Raw genomic sequence first — 18,983 nt, forward strand, 5'->3', positions numbered from 1 at the left:
CCAGAATGCTGCATCAGCGCCGGTGACAGGATGTGAGTCCTAGCTCTCAAATGCTGCGCAATGGCCGAATGGCAGCTTAGGCGGATATGGATGCCTTGATGGTTCGATTGCGAACCGCGCGGACAACTTGAAAAGCAAGGAGCCCCGCAGGTCCAAAAAGAAAGATCACTGGCAAGCACGGAGCAACAAGCCAGAAGCTTACGCCTTCTGCGCGAGCGGTGCGACAGACCCATGCGCCGATAAAGAGATCAAATGCGAGAAAGTGAATCCAACCGGCGAGTGCGGCTTGCTCATTTGAGAACAGCACCATGACATCAGCCAGCGTTCCGAAGCCGCCGGCACTGTCAGACGACGGTGTGATGAGCAGGGTCACGTAGCCCAAGGACAGGATGATTGGCAGGACCAATCCTGCGATCCAGTCCGCCCATTTTGGTATGAGCGGTGAGAACAGCAGGCATAGCCAGCCGAACATTGCAATAAGACCGGCGATTGAGAATAGAGTTTCGAAGTCCATGGCAAGTGTTTCCCTTAATGTGACCAGGTCGTGTACTACAAGTTGCAATATGCTTGCATCTGCAAGCGAGTCGCAATAGATATGTCACATGACTGATTTATACACAACCAACGCACTACGCCTGCTTCAGGTCGCCGACGACTTCCGGGCCGGGCTAACTGGCGAATTCTCGGCTGTTCACGGAATATCCGTAAACGAGTTTTTCCTACTGCTTCATCTTGAGCGCTCAGCGGCCAACAGGCTGCCCCGAGTCGATTTGGCGCGACGGATGCATGTCAGTGCGTCCACAATCACGCGAATGGCAGCGCCTATGGAAAAAGTTGGCCTTGTTGACCGAGAGGTCGATGAGCGCGATGCACGACTGGTCTTCGTTGTGGCAACGGATGCAGGGCGCGCAAAATTGTCCGAAGCGCTTTCCACGTTCTCGAAGCGAGCAGGATATCTTTTCGACGACCGTTGTGATGATGAAGAAATGGATCGCTTCGCATCGATATTGCGGCGGTTGATAGCGGGAACAGGCGACACGTTGGCGTAAAATGACCGCGTCGCGATAAACCTGTAGCAGAAATTCATATCTTTAAGACGAAAGGCAGCTTCGACCGCGATGTGTGAGTTCGAGCTAGCTCCGATTTCGCTACTGCAGCGAATGGCCGGAATGCGGGCTGCAATCGCAGCATCTCGACCGGTCGGCGAATGGCAGGAATGGGCCGCTAGTGACAAGGTTCGATGCCACGAGGTGGCAAATGCTGCGTTGCATCTGAGGTCGGCTCTGAGCCCAAAGCGGAAACCTTAAAACCCTGATGCATGCGCTCGCAAAGTGAGAAACTCGGCATGAGCGAGGGATTTAGCGCCATCGTGCAGAGAAGAAACAGGCCATTCATGCCAGGCGCAGCATAGAACGTGACTTGAATTTTCAGGACGCGACGCAAATCAGGCGACCACGGGAAAGGTTTTCGGGCAACGAAAAGGGCTAATTGAGCCGTGTCACAACGTTTAGCAAGGTGGTGCTGCCGTCCGCTCAGTTCCACGAAAAGACAATGTTTGACGTCAAACTCTCCCCATTCACTAACTCTACTAATCCTAACTGCCCTTCCTTGTGGAAACTGTTGATGGCATGCGACACTGGCTCAAAGCAAAAGAAATTGGCCGTCTCGTCGGGCGAAAAAACAACTGCATATTTCATGATTTGATCGGAATAAATGGCGCAAGACACTCCGCAGTCTGACTGGCAGATCCGTGCAGCACCCCGCCAACCAGAGTAGCAGTTATTGATCCATGTCTTGGGAAGGTTGCGTGGGTGCTCAAAGCTCCATTCGGAGTTATCCGGCAATTGCAGCAGTTTGGATGGCAGATGAAACTTATCCTCTAACCAGACTGCTTGTGCTGAAAAAGAAAGCTGGGTTTCGCAATCCCGAGGAAACCACGGATGGAGGCCGCACCCGAATGGCATCGGGTCCTTTCCGCGATTTGTTACTGTGAGCTTTACGTCAAGTTTGTTGGGCGTCAGGTCAAAGGCTTGCTGTGCTTCGTAAGTCCATGGACCGAAATTGCCGTCGGGCAAAGTCATTGAAGCTGAGGTTCCAGTTTTTGTGATTTGCCAAGGTCGCTGAAAAGCGTTCCCATGAATAGGAAACCGTTCGCCTTCGAGATTTGATGCGAGAGGATAAAAGGTATCGCGCCATGTGAACCCGCCACCGGAAATACGGTTGGAAAACGGGATCAGGACGTTGCAGGCCAGTGAAAACGGATCGGTTTCGTCACCCGACCAAGGCCGCAAAACTGGTTTTCCGCCAACGTCGAGCCGGGCGATCCCACCTCCCATTGAGGGTGCTAAAACGAGGCTGGCATCACCGGCAGTAAGGTCTGTGAGTTCCACCATGCTGTGTCAGCTTGAAGGCGCACTGATCGGCACGTCCCTTAAGGCCCCGATGCCGCAATTAGGCGTGTTGCGAGACATCTTGAAGGCCAAGATCGGTCACAGATTTTTTCAGAAGTTCAAACATCTGTTCGCGGGCTTTCGCGTCATCCTGAAGCCTGATGGCTTGCAAGACAGCACCGTGCAAATCCAAAGTATTGTCGTAACTGGCCGTTGCCTGGTCCGAGATTTCAAAAGACGCGCGCAAGGCGGTGCCGATGATTGCCCCGAAGTTTTGCAGCACATGGTTTTGAGAGGCGGCAAGAATTCCCACATGAAACGCGAGGTCGGCGTCGATCCGATCGTCCTTGGCGACGGCCGACTTCATGGCAAGGAACGCCCGTTCAATTTCAGCGACCTGTGCGGCCGTTGCCCGTTGCGCAGCCAGGCGCGCGGCCTCTGGTTCAAAGATCAACCGGGCCTCGCCGACTTGCTGCAGAAAGTCCGCCTGGATATCGGTATTGTCCATCCAGGATAAAACGTCCGAGTCGAGCAGGTTCCACAAGCTGCGGTCATTCACCATTGTGCCAAGCCGTTTGCGCGAAACCACAAAGCCTTTTGCAGCCAGCGTTCTTAATCCTTCGCGCAGCGCCGTCCGCGATACCTGATAGCGTTCGATCAGATCGGCCTCGACAGGCAACCTGTGTCCTACAGCGTATTCGCCGGTCAGGATCTTTCCCGCAATTTCGCGTGTCAGGCGCGCGTGCTTGGGCTGCTTGTCTTGATCTTTCAACAGATACACCTTTCCGTCTGCGCGATGGCCTTCAATGGCAGGCCATCGCGCAAAGTGTATATCAGTTCCGGTTCTGTTGGTACTCTGCAAAGATGACCGCAAGGATCAGCAAAGAGCCTTTGGCAAGCAGTTGATAGAACGTCGGGACCGACGTCAGGATCATGCCGTTGTTGAGGATCCCGATGATGGCAACGCCAAGCAACGCACCGACCACAGTGCCTTTTCCGCCTTGCATCGCGCACCCCCCAAGAAACGCGGCGGTGATCGCTTCAAGTTCAAGGCCTTGCGAACCCGAAACCGGTTGCCCGGACCCTGTGCGTGCGGCCAGCAGAATGCCACCGATCCCGGCCACAGCGCCGCTCATCACATAAGTCCCCACGCGGTAGCGGTTTAGCTTGATGCCAGCGAACTTGGCGACGATCGGGTTGCCGCCGATGGCATAGAAATTCCGCCCGACAATCGATTTGGCAAGGAAGATTTGGAACACAACTGCCGTGCCAATCAAGATCCAGATCGGAAAGGGAATGCCCAGAAAGCGCCCGATCCCGATCAGGCGAAAGCTGTCGTTGAAGATCGAGATCGACTGCCCGTTCGAGATAATGAACGCAATGCCGCGAAAAATGGCCATGGTGCCAAGTGTCACAATGACGGCGTTCACCCTGCCGTAAGTGATAATCACACCATTTACCAACCCGGCCAAAGCGCCAACCATCAGACCCGCCGCGATGCCAAAACCTGCCATGTCAGTCGCCTGAATGGCAGAGGCGACCGCGACCGTCGACAACCCCACAATAGAGCCCACCGAGATATCAAGTCCGCCAGAAACGATCACAGCCGTTTGCGAAATCGCAAGCACCCCCAGAATGGCAATGCCCATACCCATGTTCAAAAGGTTGCGCGTTGAGAAAAACACATCTCCCCGCAATGATCCAAAGACCGCAACCAGGACCAAAAGCGCAAGGATAAGGCTGACGTTATGGATACCGATGCGCCCGACGGTTGCTTCATAGAACGTCTGGCTGGCCTTGGCGCTGCTTGTATTCAAAGTCTCATTTGACATGTTTGGTCCCTCGCTTAGGCTGCTGACGCTGCGTTGTGCATCGCGTATTTTAGGATTTCGTCTTCGGTGATCTTGTCACCTTTAAGTTCCGCCTGAATGCGGCCCTCGGCCATGACCAATGTGCGGTCTGCAAGCCCGATCAGTTCCGGCATTTCAGAAGAGATCAGCAAGATGGCGATGCCGCGCGCGGCCAGATCGTCGATCAGTTTGTAGATTTCCGACTTCGCCCCGACATCAATGCCGCGCGTCGGTTCGTCCAGGATCAGCAGCTTAGGCGAGCGGGCAAGCCACCGGGCAAGCACGACCTTTTGCTGGTTGCCTCCTGACAAATTCGACACCAGCGTATCCAGACTTGGGGCCTTGATTTGCATGGTGCTGGCAGCCTCGCCAACAATGGCCGAGGCCTTTGCCCGATTGAACAAACCATAGCTGGAGACAAGGTCGGGGATCACCATCGATGCGTTTTCCAGGATGGACCGCATCAGAAGCAACGCTTCGTGCTTGCGGTCTTCTGGGGCGAACCCGATCCCGGCCTGAATGGCGGCGGTGGTATTTCCGGCAGGTAGGGTCTTGCCCCCCATTTCGACCCGGCCTTCGGTTATGCGATCAAAGCCGAAAATCGCTTTGGCAAGTTCCGAACGCCCGGCGCCCATCAATCCGCCCAAGCCGACAACTTCGCCCGCGTAAATGTCGAGATTGATGTCTTGCACAGCGTCAGAGCTGAGGTTTTCAACCCGCAAGATCAGGTCCGTGCGCACTTTGGATGTGCGATGGAACAGGGTGTTTAATTCGCGACCAACCATCTTTTGGGCAATAGTGTCGGCTGTTTCTTCATCAATGGATGTGGTGGACACGATGCGCCCGTCGCGCAGAACGGAAACCTGATCCGCCAGGTCAATCACCTCGTTCAAACGGTGCGAAATATAGATCACCGCTGTGCCTTCATCACGCAGGCGACGGACGATCCGGAACAGGCGCCGCGCTTCGTCATCTGTCAGAGATGACGTGGGCTCGTCAAAGGCGATTAAGCGTCCGCCTGCACGAACCGCACGAATGATTTCTATCATCTGACGTTGTGCAGGGCCCAGCCGATCGCATTTCTGATCGGGGCGGAGTTCGTTTTCCATGCCGAAGTCGGACAGCAACGCGCGGGTCTTGTGATGCAAGGCAGAGCGATCCAGAAAATAGCCAGCCTTACGCGGCATTTCCCCGATAAAGATGTTCTCGGCGACGGTCATGTCGGGGACAATTTCGGGTTCTTGATGGATGACGCGAATGCCGACGCCGTGCGCTTCGCGGGACTCCGAGAATTTGGTATTTTGGCCGTCCACCACAACCGCGCCGGTGTCCGGAGGGAAGACCCCTTCGAGAATCCGCATCAGGGTTGATTTTCCTGCGCCGTTTTCCCCTACCAGTGCAAGCACTTCGGCTGGACGAAAGGTCAAATTCACATCCTCCAATGCTTGGACAACACCAAAGCGTTTGGAGATTCCTGTCATTTCAATCGTGTTTTTCATGATGCACCCCTCCCTTGGCAGTCCGGCAACCAGCACAAGGCCGGCTGCCGATCATGCCCGATTAGTTGCACAAGGTGCCTTGGTAATCCGCGAAGTTCTCGAGGTTCACCAGTTCGGGCTGGGAGAAAGTGTTTTCCGGCATTTCGGTCCCGTTCTTGATGGCGTCAATCAGCAGGTTCACGGCATCCTTGCCGTGGTTTGCAGCGTTGAACCACATGGTGCCGCGGAACGTGGACTCGCGACCGTTCCCGAAAGCATCACAGGCGCGGCTGCCATCGATACCGATGCCGATCCCCTGATCGGCACTGTAGCCAGAGTTTTCCAGTGCCCGTGCGGCACCCAGAACCCCGTCATCATTGCAGGAATAGAAGATCCAGTTTTGCACCTGCGGATTGGCGGTCAGTGTCGTTGTCATGACGTCGATGGCGTTCACCATCGTGTTGTCATAGGCGACCCGTACAACCTGATCTGCCGTGATATCCGAAACAGCCGCGAGAAAGCCGTCCTCGGCCCCTTGGTTGCGCTGCATACAGGTGTCGGCCTTGCGGTCCTCGATCGACGCAAGCATGACGCTGTCCGCACTCCAGCCCGAAGCCTCGTATTGTTGCGCCAGTTCCGCGCCGACAGCCAATCCGATGTTGTAGGAATCAAGGCCCACAAACGGCACTTTGGTGCCGTCCTGATGGTAAATGTCGTCATCAACGGCGACCAATTTGATCCCCGCTTCTGCGGCGCGGGCGGCGACAACCGGGCCAATGCCGCGATCCGGCACGACGATCGCGATGCCGTCAACGCCGTCACCGATCATGGTGTCGAGGGCTGTGATGGCCAGGTCTGCGTTGAACTGGACGTCCTGCACAGTAAAACTGGCACCTGCCGCTTCTGCCGCAGCCTTTGCACCTTCAACCTCGGCCACGAACCACGGGTGGTCGCCCATCTTGTTGATATATCCGATACGGATGTCTTCTGCGGATGCCGTTCCCGCAGTCCCCATTGCAAGAGCGAGCGCCGTTGCCGTTTTGATCATGTTTTTCATGTCGTTCCTCCTCTGATTGACATTATTCGTGGTAAATTTTTGAGCGGCCACCATCGACTGTGATGGTCTCCGCGTTGATGAATGGGGCCTCGTCAGAGGCCAGAAACAGAGCGGTGTTCGCAACCTCGACCGGTTGACCAATCCGACCGGGCGGATGCAGGTCCAGAGCTTTCTGGCGCTCCGCCGCGGGGTCCGGGAAACCAGCCCAGTAGTCGCGTGCGAGTTGTGTTTCGATGTAGCCCGGTGCGATGGCATTCACGCGGATGTTCACGCGGGCATATTCAACGGCCAAAGCACGTGTCAGGCCGATCAGCCCGTGTTTGGCCACCGGGTAGGGAAAGGTGTGCGGGATGATCTGGAAGGAATGGGTGGATGCGATGTTGATGATGCTGCCTTGTTGCTGCTGGCGCATTTGCGGCAGAACCGCGCGGGCGCAGTGCCAGGCAGAATCGAGGTCAAGCCGCAAGCATTTTTCCCATGCGCCCTCTGGCATTTCATGCGGTTTGTGAAACACATTTGCGCCCGCATTGTTCACAAGAACATTTGCAGGTCCAAAGGTTGCTTTTGCATCCGCTACCGCATGTCCAACACTTTCAGGATCGGTGACGTCGCAGTCGAACGACGCACACGTTCCACTGGCTTTTGTGATTTTCGCTGCCTGTGCGTGACCTGACGCCGCGTCGATCTCCAGGATTGCGACAGAGGCGCCCTCTTGGGCGAAGCGTTCTGCGATACAGGCGCCAATGCCGCGCCCTGCACCTGTCACGATGGCTGTTTTTCCGGTTAGTCGTCCCATCTTGCCTACCAATCCAGTATCGCGCCGTCTGCGCCGACTGCATCTGCCGTCGCAAAGGGTTCTTGTTTGAAAGGATGGGCCGCTATCGCCTTTTCATCGACCTCGATACCCAAGCCGGGCGCGTGGGGAATGCCCCAGCGTCCGGGTTTGCGCGTGATCGGCCAAGAGACCACGTCATCATACCAAGGCACCGCGCCGGTCATTTCTTCCTGGATAACCACGTTCGGGGTCGCGATCCCGAAATGCAGCGCCGCGACACCCGCGATTGGGCCAAGCGGGTTATGCGGTGCCAGACCGATCCCTGCCGTCTCTGCGCGCGCCGCGATCTTGCGAGTTTCCCAGATGCCGCCAGCGTGCACGATGTCAGGCTGCGCGATATCGAATGCGCGCGCGCTGATGGCCGGTTCGAATTCACGCCGACCAATCAGACGTTCGCCGCTTGCGATCGGGATTTTACCTTCGGCGGTCAGGATCGCATGGCCTGCCATATCTTCGGGCGGTACAGGCTCTTCGACGAACATGATGCCGTATTGCGACAAGACGTCGATGTAAGGGCGCGCCGCTGCGACCGACGCAGGCCGGCCGTGGAAATCCACCATGATATCAACCTGACTGCCAATCGCCTGCCGCAAGGCCGAAAACATCTCGTCCAGCTCTCGGACGGCCGATTGGCTGCTAAGGTAATGTGTGTAAGGCACACAGACGACCTTGACCGCGTCATAACCAAGCTCGATCACCTCTTGCGCGCGGTCGCGTAGGGACGACACAGTGTCAGTATTGTAGACGGCCTGTTGATTGCCCAATCCAAGGTGCGTGTAGCTGCGCAAATGATCGCGTGTCTTGCCCCCCAGAAGACGCCAAACCGGCGTGTTCAGGGTCTTCCCCAAGATGTCCCACAGCGCAATCTCAATGCCGCTGACAGCACTCATACCCACAACACCCAAACGCCAGAACCCATGACGCAGCATCCGCTGCATGGCTTGTTCGATGTCGCGCGGGTCGGTCCCGATCATCAGTGGTGCAAGATCTTCGATCGCGCCATTGACGGCTCGGGTCTTCCACTCGAGCGTTGCTTCGCCCCATCCCACGATGCCGGGTTCATCCGTCTCGACTTTGACGAATATCCAGTTTCGCATACCTGCGTTACAGATATGGGGCGTTATCTTGGTGATTTTCATAGTGTCCGTTCCGTATCTGGCAGCGTGAGTTTCACAGGCACATTTGGCAGCCCTTGAAAGGCATCCTTGACCAAAAACGTCTTTCCAGACGGGTCTTCGCTTTGGTGTGCTTCTTGAGGCAGGCCGGAAAGTGCGGATGTCACGTAGATGCCGGCAGGTCCCGATGTCGGACACGTCACCCGCGGCGTCGGCAGGGCGTCATGGGGGTGAAGCCCCCGGAAGGTTGCAAGCAACTCAGCCATGGATCAGATCCCGCGCGTCTTGCGCGATCCTTTGCAATCCTTGGATCACAAGCATATTCCCAGAGTGGATTGTCGCCGCGACTCCGGCCTGACCCAGCGCTCGTGCGTATAAATCCACCAAGGTATTCGCGCCAACAAGCGCGACAGTTTCAAGATCCGTTTTGCGACAGGCGCGGGCGATCTCGGCGCCGACCAGTAGCCCGGACAGCCGGGAATAACCGACTTCGGGCCGCGTATTGTTCAGCAGCCAATTGGCGCGCACACTGAACAATCGCTGCATTGCGTCTTGTTCTTTCAATGCTTCGCGCACTCCGTCATTGAAGGCATCGTCACAATGTCCGAATTCAATTGCATCCCGCAGGGTGGAACCTTCTGACAAAAGGGAAAAGAGTTCGCCTGTCAGTTCGGTGCGAAAGTCGGTGATCTTCCCATTTGACAGATCGCACCACTTGCTGTGGGTGCCGGGCATACAGATTGTGCCGGTAAAATCTGGTGTGTCGGCCACAAGCCCCAGAATCTGCGTTTCCTCACCTCGCATTACGTCGTCCGACCGGATCGTTTTGAGGCCGGGAACAACAAAGACGGCCATGTCACCATGTTCTGCCTGGACCAGATTGCGCGGCAATGCGCCCCAATTGTCGGTGGACAGGTAAGGGGCTTCGATCCACCCCCCTTTGCGTCCAACCATCCCACACAAAATCGCTTGGCTTGGCGCATTCGTTTTGCGCCACGGGCGCGTCAGCTTGTCAAAAATGTCAGCGTTGGCAGACCCGGCCAGACCCTTTGCGCCATCCTGTGACGTGACGGTGTCCAGAATGGTCCCGTCGGGCCCGACAAGCCACAGGCGCAGATTGGTCGTACCCCAATCCCCGAGAATGATCGCATCGGCAAGCTGCATGTGATCCTCCCTCCCCATGTCCTCGCTCAAGGGTAACAAAGCACGTAAAGTACGATGAGTCAATTATTAAGTATTACTTATAAAGCGACATGTAAGTGCTTTGACGGCCCGCACAATCACGCCGAACGAAGCTTTGTACGTATCGAAATCGCTGGGATGGGGATTCGAAATTGAGGAGTCGTTGGCAACACCGAAGCCGTGTCGGGACAAAGATGCATTGCCTGTAGCTTCTAGGCCGATGCCTCGGCTTAAGGGGCCTCGACCGCCAGATTATTGAACAACATGTCCGCCGCGTCGCTGTTAACAGCTAATCGCGCTCGGCAGTAATGACCAAGAAACTGTACGGATAGACAAGATAGAAGTGACACCCAAGGAACCTCAAAAACGGCAGCTTCGGCAAAGTGTACTGCACTGACAAATGAGTGACGTCCTAAATGCCAGCGTTTTCTGCGTTAGCAAAAACTGCAGCCGCACAGATCCGGTTGTCCGCGTTTTTCGAGCTCATACAAAACGCAGAGAGAGGACGGTGTGGTTGCAACCGTTTTCTACACATTCGAATGGCTGCTTCGATGAAAATCGCTACGCCGCGGAAGATTTTGTGCTGCGAACGCGAGCAAATGCTGCGTCAGAAATAGCTTCGGGTGCACAAGTCCGCTTTGTCCCGCCATGCGGTCATCGGACGACCCATCGATTTCGCAACCGCGGCGAATGACTGCTAAGCGGGCTGCGAATGCAGCATGGCAACCTATAGCTGGGCGGCGGCTTTGGGCCGTCAGTCTTTACGTGCACTGCGAAGCGCATCCAGAACATCCTTATCACCAGCCAGCGTCTGTGCCACTTCCAATCCCGTCTTTAGTCTAGAGCCTGCTTCATTCGTGAACTTTTCCGGCGGAAGGCCCTCAACCCTCTTAAATTTGCTCTTGAGATCTAGAGTCTTGTGTTCCCAGTCAAACAACTTGCCGCCAACTGGCCATTCGGTATCCGGTTGTTTGAGCAAGGATGTGTCCAAAAAGAAGTTTGGTCCGGCGAAGCCTCCAGCGGCACCCGAGCTTTCTGCAATGTAAGCTTTGGTAAAAGCAAAGTTTGCTTGAAGCTGCGGGACCACGTCGAATGATGGCCGTGCGGTAGACGCTTCCCTAATGGCTTGATCAACCGTTAGTAGGCCCTCCTGATAGCGCTTGAGTATCGATTTTACTTTCCCATGGTCAGGTTCAACAACCGCCTTCCTGCCACGAATCCTGAAACCGCAAGCCAAAACCATCCTGACACCCGGTTGGGCAGAGCTTGTTTCATGCTGATTGATATCCTTAAAGAGCTTCCAACTACGCATGAGGAAGTCATGCGACACCGAACTGCTGCGCAAGGATAGATCGCGGAACACCGCAACCCCGTCGTTGATGACCAGCGTACGAAAGTTTCTGTTGCTGTGCTCGGCTACAATACGGTGGAAATCTCGCATCCTCTTGATGCTGTTCTTCGCTCGAGCACCCAGTGGATTGAATTGCGCCTCGGCAATCTTGCTTCCGTATCCAAGCAGATCACCCCACGCCACTATGGAAATCTGAAACGGGAATTTTTGTCCTTGGGCCACAGGAGGATTGTTCTTTGAACGTCGCATCGTTTCATTCCCCCAAAGTAAGTTTACACGTTTCGTGTTTCCTAGCCCTCGAAATGCCCGCTTGAAAAGTCCTCGATCCTGCGTTCGCAGCGAATGTCTCCTTCGACGCGCCGCACTGTGGCTTGTGGCTCCCGATGTGGAAGGCGGCTTTGGGCCGTCACCGTCTTCCTAGGCGACCCAACCTTGAAAGCTGCGCAAGCATCCGAGCGCCAGTCCCGGTTCCGTCGCCGGGAGGAGCAGCGGTTGGCCCTCCCGCAGTGTTGGGTCGGCTTGGTAACGCTTGCACACCAAAGAATTGGCGCGCGCGCAGGGCTGCATACTCCGCGCCAGTCGCACCTCCGATGGCGTACCGGTTGTAGACTTGCTGGCTTCCTGCAAGCCCTCGAGCAAAGGCATAGCTGCCACCGAATCCAGCTGAGAGCGCTGGCATCATGATGTTTCCGGAAATCGCCCGAACCAGGAAGGGCGTGGCTATGATGAAGCCCTTTGCCATGAGCACCATCATGAAGAAGGGAATGAGCGCGCCGATATTCGAGGCGCCTTCCGGGTCGCCCAACTCAGCAAGAAGCGCACGCGAGACCCCCGTGATGGTGGCGAACACGCCGGCCACGACGATAGGGTACATCGCAAAGGAAATCAGCGCCGAAAGCCAGCGCGCGAAATAATCCTTGGTCACTTCAAAAAGGGTCAGGAAGATCATGATCGGTGCAATCCCGATCAGCAGAGCGATCATGAGCCTGGACGCAACGACGATAAACGCCGCCAACCCACCGAGGATCGAGAGCAGCAAAACCCCCAGGGTGTCCAACAGGGCACCGGCCATCCAGTTCAGTTCAGACCCCGCAGCATTCAAATAGTCCCCGAGCGCCGCGATCAGGTCATCGAACTCCTCTGCGAAGGTTCCGGATGGGCCCGGTGACCCGCCGCCGACAGAGGCAACGAGCGATCCGGCAATGCTGTCGATCCCGCTCAGGATCGCCGCAGCAAGGATGTTGAACTGTACCCAATTGGTTGCAAATGCGCCTATCAGTCCGATCTTCACGGCGAGCCAAAAGGCCGTGCGCCCGTCCATGGCGCGATACTGGTAGATCGTGTTGATGAAAACCAGAATGACAACGAGCGTGGTGCCGAGTACCAGCATCGTTCCGACTGTTGCGGCGACCGCACCGAATTGTGTCTCGGCAGCGGTATTGAGATAGCCTTCGGCCGTTTCTACGAAGTAGGTGACGACACTCATGAAACCCTACCAATTTCCAGCAGCTTCGCAGATTGGCATGGCTTCGCGCCGAAGATCATTTGCCTGCCGTCGGTATTCTGACGTCGCTTCCACGATGTCCCAGTATTCAGATGCGGCGAAATTCTCGACGAAGACGCCTTCAGCCGCCTCCCAGGGCGGATACCGCGTGGGACATTCACAGCTTTGGGCTTCAACAATGCGTTGCATGCTCTGCGCACGATAAATTTGTTGAATCAGGAGCCGTTTGTGGGACTCGCGCACATCTATGCCTTGCATCCACTGTGGCTCTGGAGGTTGGTCGGGACAAACATCTGGCTGATTGTCGAGCGTTGGGATCAGGTTCCGTTCAGCGATGCCATCTGTTGCGCCGACGACGACCAGCAGGCTTGCCGTCGCAACGACCCGCATCATTCTGAAGCCGCCTTTGTCGCCAAAGATTCTCGCTTCAAGAACGTGGTGTAGCCGTAGTCACCTGCTTCAGCTGTGATGACTTCCCACCCCTCAGCGCCGCGCTCATTCAAGGCGCTTCGCATCGCGTCGTAGTCCTTTTGCTTCTTCACGTGGAAAAACAGGATGTCATATTCAAAGGTCTTCATTGGGAAGCTCCGATCTCGGTTGCGCCGGGGAGGTAGAATTCTGTGATGCCGCGTCGGCCGTCGTTGCGACCGGCCTGGATGATCACGTCGATGGAGTTCTCGATGTACTGGATCATGTCGGCATAGGTCATCGGGATCTCGGTCTTGAGCGCCGCGATGGCCAGGCGCTGCACGGCGAGCTGCGGAGTTTCGGCGTGAAGCGTGGTCATGGACCCGCCATGGCCGGTGTTGATCGCCTCGAGGAAGGTCATGGCCTCCTTGCCGCGCACCTCGCTGAGGATGATCCGGTCGGGGCGCATGCGCAGCGTGGCAGTGAGCAGCACATCAGCGGTCTGGAATTCCGCATCCCGGTTGGCGATGAGGGTCACGGCATTTGGCTGGGTCGGCAGAAGCTCGGCGGCTTCCTCGATGGTGACGATGCGTTCCTCGGCCGGCACATGAGAGAGGATCTTCCGCGCAGCGACAGTCTTGCCGGTGGAGGTGCCGCCCGAGACGATCATGTTCAGCTTGTTTTCGACGCAGAAGGCCAGCGCATCGTCGATGATGCCAGCGGCCACGATCTCGCGCAGCTCCCGGGTTTTCTCGAGGCGGAGTTCTTCGAGTTTTCGTTCCTTGCCATATAGGAAATCCAGCGCGATTCCTTCGAGCGGCAGGCTCGAAAAGAACCGAAGGCTGATCGACATGGCCGTTAGCACCGCGGGTGGTGTGATCACCTGCGCTCGGATCGGTCGGCCCTTGTAGGTGATCGAGACCGAGACGATCGGGCGGTCCTTGCTCATGGTGGTATTGGCGGAAGAGGCGATCTGGTTGCCGAGGTCTTTCACTTCCGTTGCGTTCAGCTTCCGGTCCAGCTTTCGCATGAAGTGATCGCCCTGGAATTCTCCCCAGCAGCTGCCGTCAGGGTTGATGCAGATCTCGATGACATCGTCGCGGGCGGCGGCGTCGATCCGATCAAGCGAGGTCTGGAGATAGCTCAGCGACATGGGCTCAGAATATCTCCAGATCGCGGTCGACCATCACCGTGACGCGCGCGCCCTGGTCGACATAGATAACGGGGCCGATGGAGAGATAGTCGCCAATCACGCTGTCCGTGGCGTCGGCAAGATCATCGCCCACGTCTTCGAGCACATCTGCGGTGGTCTCTTCCTGAACATTTGCGGCGGCGGCGCTTGGGGCTGCGGAGATCAGGGAAATCAGCGCTGCCGAACCAAAGCGCTCATCAAACCGGGTGTCGACAAAGCCGGTCACGCCGGAGCGGCCAAGTTCATCACCTCCGAAGGAGCTGATCTGGATGGTTTGATTGTCGGGCAGGATGATCCGGTCCCAGGCGATGGTGACCCGGCGCTGCGCGATATCGACGCCGGAGCGATAGCGCCCAATGAGACGGGACCCGCGCGGGATCAGGAGGCGGGAGCCATCGAAACTGAAGACACCTTCGGAAACAACGGCCCGGGTTTGGCCGGGCAGGGAACTGTCGAGGGCGGTTTCCATGACGGCCTGAATCATCGTGCCCTGGATGATGGTGTTGGACGGATTGGCGATGACCTCTGCTTGCGTCACCGAAGTGGGCAGCGCGCCGTTTAGAACGAAATCCGTCACTTCGCCAAAAGTCCGCTCGGCTAACGCCGTCTCATTTGCGCCGGAGGTGCCGCCAAAGGCGATGGTGGGCGAGGCGATGCGGCGTTCCTGAAACGCGCGTTCTTCGGCCGCGCGGCGTTCGAGTTCCGCCAGCCGTCTTGCTTCCTCCTCGCGGCGCAGCCGCTCTTCTTCCCGCGCGCGCAGCTCGTCCTCGGTGGGTCCGATGGGTGCCGGAAGGGGGCGATTGGCCTCGAGCTGCGCGAGTTCGAGGTCCATGCGGAGTTGCTCCAGCTCGCGATCGCGCGCCGTGAGCTCGTCTCGGAACTGCTGCTGAGCGGCTTCCGACGCGGCCTGCAAGGCGGCTATCTGCGCTGTCAGTGCGTCAATGGCTTCGGCGGCTGCGGTATCTTCTTCGACGACGGGTTCGGGCGCGTTGCGTAACTCCTCGATCTGGGACTGAAGGGCGGCGAGTTGTGCCAAGAGCTCGGCGTTCGGTTCCACCGGTTCCGGTGCGACCAGAACGACTTCGGGCTCGGGTGGGGGGAGGGTCTCGATCGCGCCGAACCCGTCGCCTTCGTTCTGGAACACGTCTGGCGTGGCCGTGGGCAAGGCTTCCTCTTCCTCGGGTTGGGACAGGAGATAGAGCAAGGCACCGCCGGCACCGATCGCGAGGACGACGACCAGTGCGAGCAGCGGCGAGCGTCGCGGGGCAGGGGGCGAACCTGCTCCTTTGCCTTGCTCGAGGGTTGCGAGACGTTTCTCGAGGTCTGCGTTTCCGGTGTCGCTCATGATCCCACCCCCGCAGGCGGTGTGGCCTCGATACAGACCACCTCGTCCCCGATCCGCAGTACCCATTGCCGGTTCACCCCGGAGACCCGGATCACGCCGTCTTCGGTGGCTTGCGTGTTGACCGTCCGCTCGCGGCCATTCGCGTAACGAAAGATCGCGGGTACCGGCGCGTTCCGCGGGAATTCGAAATACGTGAAGGTCCCGTCATCCCAGACGCGGGTCGGGGTGAACTCGGTGCGCGCGCTGGCACCGTAATTGTGGTTCGGGGCCTGGGCCGCGATGGCACGTGTGGGCCGTGCATTGTCTTCGGGGTAGCGGAACTGGACCACGTAGAAGGTCGGGCTGCGGGTCTCCTGGACGTTGAAGTAGTAGCTGCGGCGGTTGGTATAGACGGTCACGTTGGTATGGACACCGCGCGCGACGGGCTTGATCGCGAAGGCCTGGCCGCCCGGCACGCCGTCGATCTCGAAGCCCTCCGTGTCGCCTGCGATGATCGAGCGGATGCTCTCGCCTTCCCCGAACTCGACCGTGGTCACATGGGTGAGCGAGACATTCAGTCGATAGACCTGACCTTCCTGATAGGTAGCCAAGCGCACGCGGCTGTCATTGGGGCCACCGCGCGGAATGGCTTCCGCGAAGGCAAGGACTGGCAGCAGGGAAAATAGGCCAGCAACAAAGAACTTACTGATCAAACTAGTTCTCCAATCTGTCGGAGCGGATGGAATATTCGAGGACCGTGAAGCCAAAAGGATTGGTCCAGACCTCATCGATGGAGCGGCGGGTCTCGGGGCGAAACTCGAAGAGGAGCGTGGCGGTAAACAGCCCCGTCTGGACGCCATTGATGGATGTCAGACGCTTGCGCAGCCGGACCGTGGCGCGGTTTGTGCCGATCCGATTGATGCTGAGGATTTCCACGTCGAGCCGGGCATTCGGGCCATAGACCGTGGGCGGGTAGTTCTCGTTGGCGCTGTTCCAGATCTGGCGCAACCCGCTCTCGGCGGCACCATCCGAACGGCGCAGAACGCGGCGGATGCGCAGATCGTTGTCGAGCTGGTTGTAGACCTCGCGGTCGGTCACGTAGCGGAAGACTTCCGCCTCGATGATCGCCTGGTTGGCGGTCACCGAGGAGGCGCCGACCGAGGCTTCGGGGAGTGCAAAGCCGGTGGCGGGATCATAGGGGACAACGACGGGGGGCGGGTCGACATCGAGGATCGAGACAGCCGCGGCGCTCAGACAGCCGATGACACCGAAGACAAGGCCCATCAGGCCAAGGCGTTGCCAGAGGCGTTCGCGGCGCAAGGCGCCGTAGACCAGTTCTTCCTCGATGATTTCTTGTTCACTCGCCACCATTCATGCCCCCACGATCAGTCTGCCCGTAGGTCCGGCAAGGTGAAATCCATGAAGCGCTGCTCCTCAGCGATGGTGGCGGCGTCGATCACGCCGCCCGTGCCGTCGCCCACGGTTTGCACGGCTTCGAGCTGCCACATGGCGACGAGGGCAATGGCCAATTCCGCCGTCACGCGCGTGTTGAGATCGACGCTTTCCTTCAGCTCATCCATGTCATCGATGAGCCCCACGAGCCGGTCGACGCGTTCCAGTGACTGGCCGGCATCCTCATAGCTGTTCTGCGCTGCTGCCGAGACGAGCGCGCCGGTCGTGGCTTGTGTGGCCACACGATTGGCACCGGGATTGCCGCTCGTAGCCATTTCCGAAAGTGCATCATCGTCAAAGCCGAGATCGGCCAGCACCCGGTCCATCTGGGTTTCGATCTCGCCCGCGCCGGAACCGGAGAGGCCAGAAAAGTCACCCGTCTTGATGGCTTCGATCGTGGCGAGGATGTCTCCGAATTCCTGGTCGAGCAGGCCGTTCAACTCGTCCTCCATCTCGGTGCGGATGATTTCCGGAAGCTCGGCGAGGCGGGTGAGGGCTTCGTAGGTCCGTTGCAATTCGCCAAGTTGTTCCGTGAGTGTCGCAAGCTGTTCGCGGAGCTGCGTCAGCTGCTCGTTTTGCAGGATCTCGTCCTCGATCATCTGCCGGAGCTGCTGGATGTTTTGTGCGATGTTCTGGGTATCGACGACGGGCACGCCTTGTGCCAGGGCAGGGGACATGGTGCCAAGATGCAGGCCAATCCCAAGCGTCGTGGCCAAGGCCGTTCTCATGAGTAGAGGTCTCATCATTCAATCTCCCTGATCGTGAATTCCATGAACGCGCCCTCGGCCATACGCGCGCTGGCCTGTGCCAATTCTTCGGCGGAAAGGATGCGGGTGCGGGCGGCCTGCAGCCGGATGCGGGCTCCGACGAGGCGCACGAGTTCGGCGCGAGCATAGGTGTTGAGCGCGATGCTCTCTTGAACGTCTTCGGTCTCGGAAATCCGCTCAACGATGTCCGCGATGCGCAGTGCCGCCTGCTTGATCGCGGCGGGCGCGTTGTTGCCATAGAAAGCCGCGCCGTGCCCGGTGATCGAGAGGTTCGCATTGGCGAGAAGCGCCGGATCGATCGTGCCGAGCGCTTCGATCACGCCGATGCGGCTCAGATAAAGATTGTAGCGTTCGGGGATGACCTGAACGTAGTGCTGGGTCTCGGCAAAGGGCGGCACGCCACCATATTCGAACACGCGGCCGGGTCCGGCATTATAGGCGGCAAGCGCGTTGATGATGTTGCCATCGAAGGTATTGAGTTGGGTCGCGAGGTAACGCGCGCCGCCATGTACCTGAAGGTAGGGGCTGTCATAGTATTCCGGGTTGATGCCAAGGTCGATGGCGGTGCCGGGCATGATCTGGGTGAGACCAAAAGCGCCAACGGGAGACCGTGCCCCAATCGTAAACCGGCTTTCCTGCCAGATGAGCGCCTGCAGCAAAGCCCGCCATTGAACCGGCGAGAGACCCGCACGCTCTACGCCCGCAAAGCCGCTGGTCTCCTGGGCGACGCGGATGATGAGCTGCTCGATGTTCTCGGAGGCATCCCCGAACATCTGTGCGCCGCCGGGGTTGGGATCGAATTCGGCATTGCCATAGACGGCCTCGACGGAACGGTCCGGGTCACCGCTGCCACTTTCCAGCCCCGAGACTATGGCCGGCAGGCCCTGACCGCCAAAACTTGTCTGGGCATCTAGGATGCGCTGCAAGGTGGCCAATTGCTCGCGTTCAATCTCGGCGATGAGTTCACGCGCGGCAAGCTTGTCGGCCTGGACCGCCAGGTCGGCCTCGCGATCGCCGGTCTCAATGATATCTCGCGCGGTCAGCCCGCTGTCATTGCTCGGCACACCTTGGGATAGGG

Annotated in this window: 21 protein-coding genes; 1 reads left to right on the top strand and 20 read right to left on the bottom strand. The window is 58.0% G+C overall.

Annotated features, from left to right (window positions below; all coding sequences use genetic code 11):
* Positions 1-76: 76 nt before the first annotated feature.
* Complete coding sequence (locus tag AB3Y40_RS19995; RefSeq protein ID WP_369440655.1) at positions 77-514, bottom strand: ABA4-like family protein; 438 nt, start codon at positions 512-514, stop codon at positions 77-79.
* 88 nt (positions 515-602) lie between these two features.
* Between AB3Y40_RS19995 and AB3Y40_RS20000 the strand changes: the two genes are divergently transcribed.
* Complete coding sequence (locus AB3Y40_RS20000; RefSeq protein WP_369440656.1) at positions 603-1,049, top strand: MarR family winged helix-turn-helix transcriptional regulator; 447 nt, start codon at positions 603-605, stop codon at positions 1,047-1,049.
* Positions 1,050-1,532: 483 nt separating this feature from the next.
* Here the strand turns inward: AB3Y40_RS20000 and AB3Y40_RS20005 are convergent, their stop codons facing one another.
* The 19 genes from AB3Y40_RS20005 to AB3Y40_RS20095 all read right to left on the bottom strand — a co-directional run bounded on the left by AB3Y40_RS20005 (position 1,533) and on the right by AB3Y40_RS20095 (position 18,969).
* Positions 1,533-2,393: an aldose 1-epimerase gene (locus AB3Y40_RS20005; protein WP_369440657.1), complete on the bottom strand. Its 861-nt coding sequence runs from the start codon at positions 2,391-2,393 to the stop codon at positions 1,533-1,535.
* A 58-nt stretch (positions 2,394-2,451) separates the two neighbouring features.
* Positions 2,452-3,162 (bottom strand): FadR/GntR family transcriptional regulator, encoded by a 711-nt coding sequence (locus AB3Y40_RS20010; RefSeq protein WP_369440658.1) that lies wholly within the window; start codon positions 3,160-3,162, stop codon positions 2,452-2,454.
* Between the two features lie 61 nt (positions 3,163-3,223).
* Positions 3,224-4,222, bottom strand: coding sequence for an ABC transporter permease (locus AB3Y40_RS20015; protein WP_369440659.1), 999 nt, complete (start codon positions 4,220-4,222; stop codon positions 3,224-3,226).
* Between the two features lie 14 nt (positions 4,223-4,236).
* A complete protein-coding gene (locus AB3Y40_RS20020; RefSeq protein ID WP_369440660.1) occupies positions 4,237-5,739 on the bottom strand; it encodes a sugar ABC transporter ATP-binding protein in 1,503 nt (500 codons plus the stop codon).
* A 61-nt stretch (positions 5,740-5,800) separates the two neighbouring features.
* Positions 5,801-6,775 carry a substrate-binding domain-containing protein gene (locus AB3Y40_RS20025; protein ID WP_369440661.1) on the bottom strand — a complete coding sequence of 325 codons (975 nt, stop codon included), beginning with the start codon at positions 6,773-6,775 and terminating at the stop codon, positions 5,801-5,803.
* A gap of 22 nt (positions 6,776-6,797) precedes the next feature.
* Positions 6,798-7,571 (bottom strand): SDR family oxidoreductase, encoded by a 774-nt coding sequence (locus AB3Y40_RS20030; protein WP_369440662.1) that lies wholly within the window; start codon positions 7,569-7,571, stop codon positions 6,798-6,800.
* 5 nt (positions 7,572-7,576) lie between these two features.
* Complete coding sequence (gene dgoD, locus AB3Y40_RS20035) at positions 7,577-8,749, bottom strand: galactonate dehydratase (RefSeq protein ID WP_369440663.1); 1,173 nt, start codon at positions 8,747-8,749, stop codon at positions 7,577-7,579.
* Positions 8,746-8,991, bottom strand: coding sequence for a hypothetical protein (locus AB3Y40_RS20040; RefSeq protein ID WP_369440664.1), 246 nt, complete (start codon positions 8,989-8,991; stop codon positions 8,746-8,748). The genes dgoD and AB3Y40_RS20040 overlap by 4 nt, the downstream gene beginning before the upstream one ends.
* Positions 8,984-9,889 carry a 2-dehydro-3-deoxygalactonokinase gene (locus tag AB3Y40_RS20045; protein ID WP_369440665.1) on the bottom strand — a complete coding sequence of 302 codons (906 nt, stop codon included), beginning with the start codon at positions 9,887-9,889 and terminating at the stop codon, positions 8,984-8,986. Before AB3Y40_RS20045 ends, AB3Y40_RS20040 begins: the two co-directional genes overlap by 8 nt.
* Before the next feature lie 772 nt (positions 9,890-10,661).
* Positions 10,662-11,507 carry a hypothetical protein gene (locus AB3Y40_RS20050; RefSeq protein WP_369440666.1) on the bottom strand — a complete coding sequence of 282 codons (846 nt, stop codon included), beginning with the start codon at positions 11,505-11,507 and terminating at the stop codon, positions 10,662-10,664.
* Positions 11,508-11,664: 157 nt separating this feature from the next.
* Complete coding sequence (locus AB3Y40_RS20055; protein ID WP_369440667.1) at positions 11,665-12,744, bottom strand: TrbL/VirB6 family protein; 1,080 nt, start codon at positions 12,742-12,744, stop codon at positions 11,665-11,667.
* 6 nt (positions 12,745-12,750) lie between these two features.
* Complete coding sequence (locus tag AB3Y40_RS20060) at positions 12,751-13,155, bottom strand: hypothetical protein (protein WP_369440668.1); 405 nt, start codon at positions 13,153-13,155, stop codon at positions 12,751-12,753.
* A complete protein-coding gene (locus AB3Y40_RS20065) occupies positions 13,152-13,340 on the bottom strand; it encodes a hypothetical protein (RefSeq protein ID WP_369440669.1) in 189 nt (62 codons plus the stop codon). Before AB3Y40_RS20065 ends, AB3Y40_RS20060 begins: the two co-directional genes overlap by 4 nt.
* On the bottom strand, positions 13,337-14,323 hold the full coding sequence (locus AB3Y40_RS20070; RefSeq protein ID WP_369440670.1) for an ATPase, T2SS/T4P/T4SS family: 987 nt from the start codon (positions 14,321-14,323) through the stop codon (positions 13,337-13,339). Before AB3Y40_RS20070 ends, AB3Y40_RS20065 begins: the two co-directional genes overlap by 4 nt.
* A 4-nt stretch (positions 14,324-14,327) precedes the next feature.
* Entirely contained in the window at positions 14,328-15,707 is a 1,380-nt protein-coding gene (locus AB3Y40_RS20075; RefSeq protein ID WP_369440671.1) for a TraB/TrbI/VirB10 family type IV secretion system protein, read from the bottom strand.
* Entirely contained in the window at positions 15,704-16,399 is a 696-nt protein-coding gene (locus tag AB3Y40_RS20080) for a TrbG/VirB9 family P-type conjugative transfer protein (protein ID WP_369440672.1), read from the bottom strand. Before AB3Y40_RS20080 ends, AB3Y40_RS20075 begins: the two co-directional genes overlap by 4 nt.
* Before the next feature lies 1 nt (position 16,400).
* Positions 16,401-17,057 (bottom strand): VirB8 family type IV secretion system protein, encoded by a 657-nt coding sequence (locus AB3Y40_RS20085; RefSeq protein ID WP_369440673.1) that lies wholly within the window; start codon positions 17,055-17,057, stop codon positions 16,401-16,403.
* 14 nt (positions 17,058-17,071) lie between these two features.
* Entirely contained in the window at positions 17,072-17,881 is an 810-nt protein-coding gene (locus AB3Y40_RS20090; RefSeq protein ID WP_369440674.1) for a type IV secretion system protein, read from the bottom strand.
* A complete protein-coding gene (locus tag AB3Y40_RS20095; protein ID WP_369440675.1) occupies positions 17,881-18,969 on the bottom strand; it encodes a lytic transglycosylase domain-containing protein in 1,089 nt (362 codons plus the stop codon). Before AB3Y40_RS20095 ends, AB3Y40_RS20090 begins: the two co-directional genes overlap by 1 nt.
* Between the last annotated feature and the right edge of the window lie 14 nt (positions 18,970-18,983).

Source organism: Yoonia sp. R2331, assembly GCF_041103235.1.
Taxonomy (GTDB): Bacteria; Pseudomonadota; Alphaproteobacteria; order Rhodobacterales; family Rhodobacteraceae; genus CANMYO01.

What these genes read in the sequence shown, in the direction of transcription:
- AB3Y40_RS19995 (WP_369440655.1), bottom strand. Translation starts at nt 514, where the DNA reads ATGGACTTCGAAACTCTATTCTCAATCGCCGGTCTTATTGCAATGTTC.
- AB3Y40_RS20000 (WP_369440656.1), top strand. Translation starts at nt 603, where the DNA reads ATGACTGATTTATACACAACCAACGCACTACGCCTGCTTCAGGTCGCC.
- AB3Y40_RS20005 (WP_369440657.1), bottom strand. Translation starts at nt 2,393, where the DNA reads ATGGTGGAACTCACAGACCTTACTGCCGGTGATGCCAGCCTCGTTTTA.
- AB3Y40_RS20015 (WP_369440659.1), bottom strand. Translation starts at nt 4,222, where the DNA reads ATGTCAAATGAGACTTTGAATACAAGCAGCGCCAAGGCCAGCCAGACG.
- AB3Y40_RS20020 (WP_369440660.1), bottom strand. Translation starts at nt 5,739, where the DNA reads ATGAAAAACACGATTGAAATGACAGGAATCTCCAAACGCTTTGGTGTT.
- AB3Y40_RS20025 (WP_369440661.1), bottom strand. Translation starts at nt 6,775, where the DNA reads ATGAAAAACATGATCAAAACGGCAACGGCGCTCGCTCTTGCAATGGGG.
- AB3Y40_RS20030 (WP_369440662.1), bottom strand. Translation starts at nt 7,571, where the DNA reads ATGGGACGACTAACCGGAAAAACAGCCATCGTGACAGGTGCAGGGCGC.
- dgoD (WP_369440663.1), bottom strand. Translation starts at nt 8,749, where the DNA reads ATGAAAATCACCAAGATAACGCCCCATATCTGTAACGCAGGTATGCGA.
- AB3Y40_RS20040 (WP_369440664.1), bottom strand. Translation starts at nt 8,991, where the DNA reads ATGGCTGAGTTGCTTGCAACCTTCCGGGGGCTTCACCCCCATGACGCC.
- AB3Y40_RS20045 (WP_369440665.1), bottom strand. Translation starts at nt 9,889, where the DNA reads ATGCAGCTTGCCGATGCGATCATTCTCGGGGATTGGGGTACGACCAAT.
- AB3Y40_RS20050 (WP_369440666.1), bottom strand. Translation starts at nt 11,507, where the DNA reads ATGCGACGTTCAAAGAACAATCCTCCTGTGGCCCAAGGACAAAAATTC.
- AB3Y40_RS20055 (WP_369440667.1), bottom strand. Translation starts at nt 12,744, where the DNA reads ATGAGTGTCGTCACCTACTTCGTAGAAACGGCCGAAGGCTATCTCAAT.
- AB3Y40_RS20060 (WP_369440668.1), bottom strand. Translation starts at nt 13,155, where the DNA reads ATGATGCGGGTCGTTGCGACGGCAAGCCTGCTGGTCGTCGTCGGCGCA.
- AB3Y40_RS20065 (WP_369440669.1), bottom strand. Translation starts at nt 13,340, where the DNA reads ATGAAGACCTTTGAATATGACATCCTGTTTTTCCACGTGAAGAAGCAA.
- AB3Y40_RS20070 (WP_369440670.1), bottom strand. Translation starts at nt 14,323, where the DNA reads ATGTCGCTGAGCTATCTCCAGACCTCGCTTGATCGGATCGACGCCGCC.
- AB3Y40_RS20075 (WP_369440671.1), bottom strand. Translation starts at nt 15,707, where the DNA reads ATGAGCGACACCGGAAACGCAGACCTCGAGAAACGTCTCGCAACCCTC.
- AB3Y40_RS20085 (WP_369440673.1), bottom strand. Translation starts at nt 17,057, where the DNA reads ATGGTGGCGAGTGAACAAGAAATCATCGAGGAAGAACTGGTCTACGGC.
- AB3Y40_RS20090 (WP_369440674.1), bottom strand. Translation starts at nt 17,881, where the DNA reads ATGAGACCTCTACTCATGAGAACGGCCTTGGCCACGACGCTTGGGATT.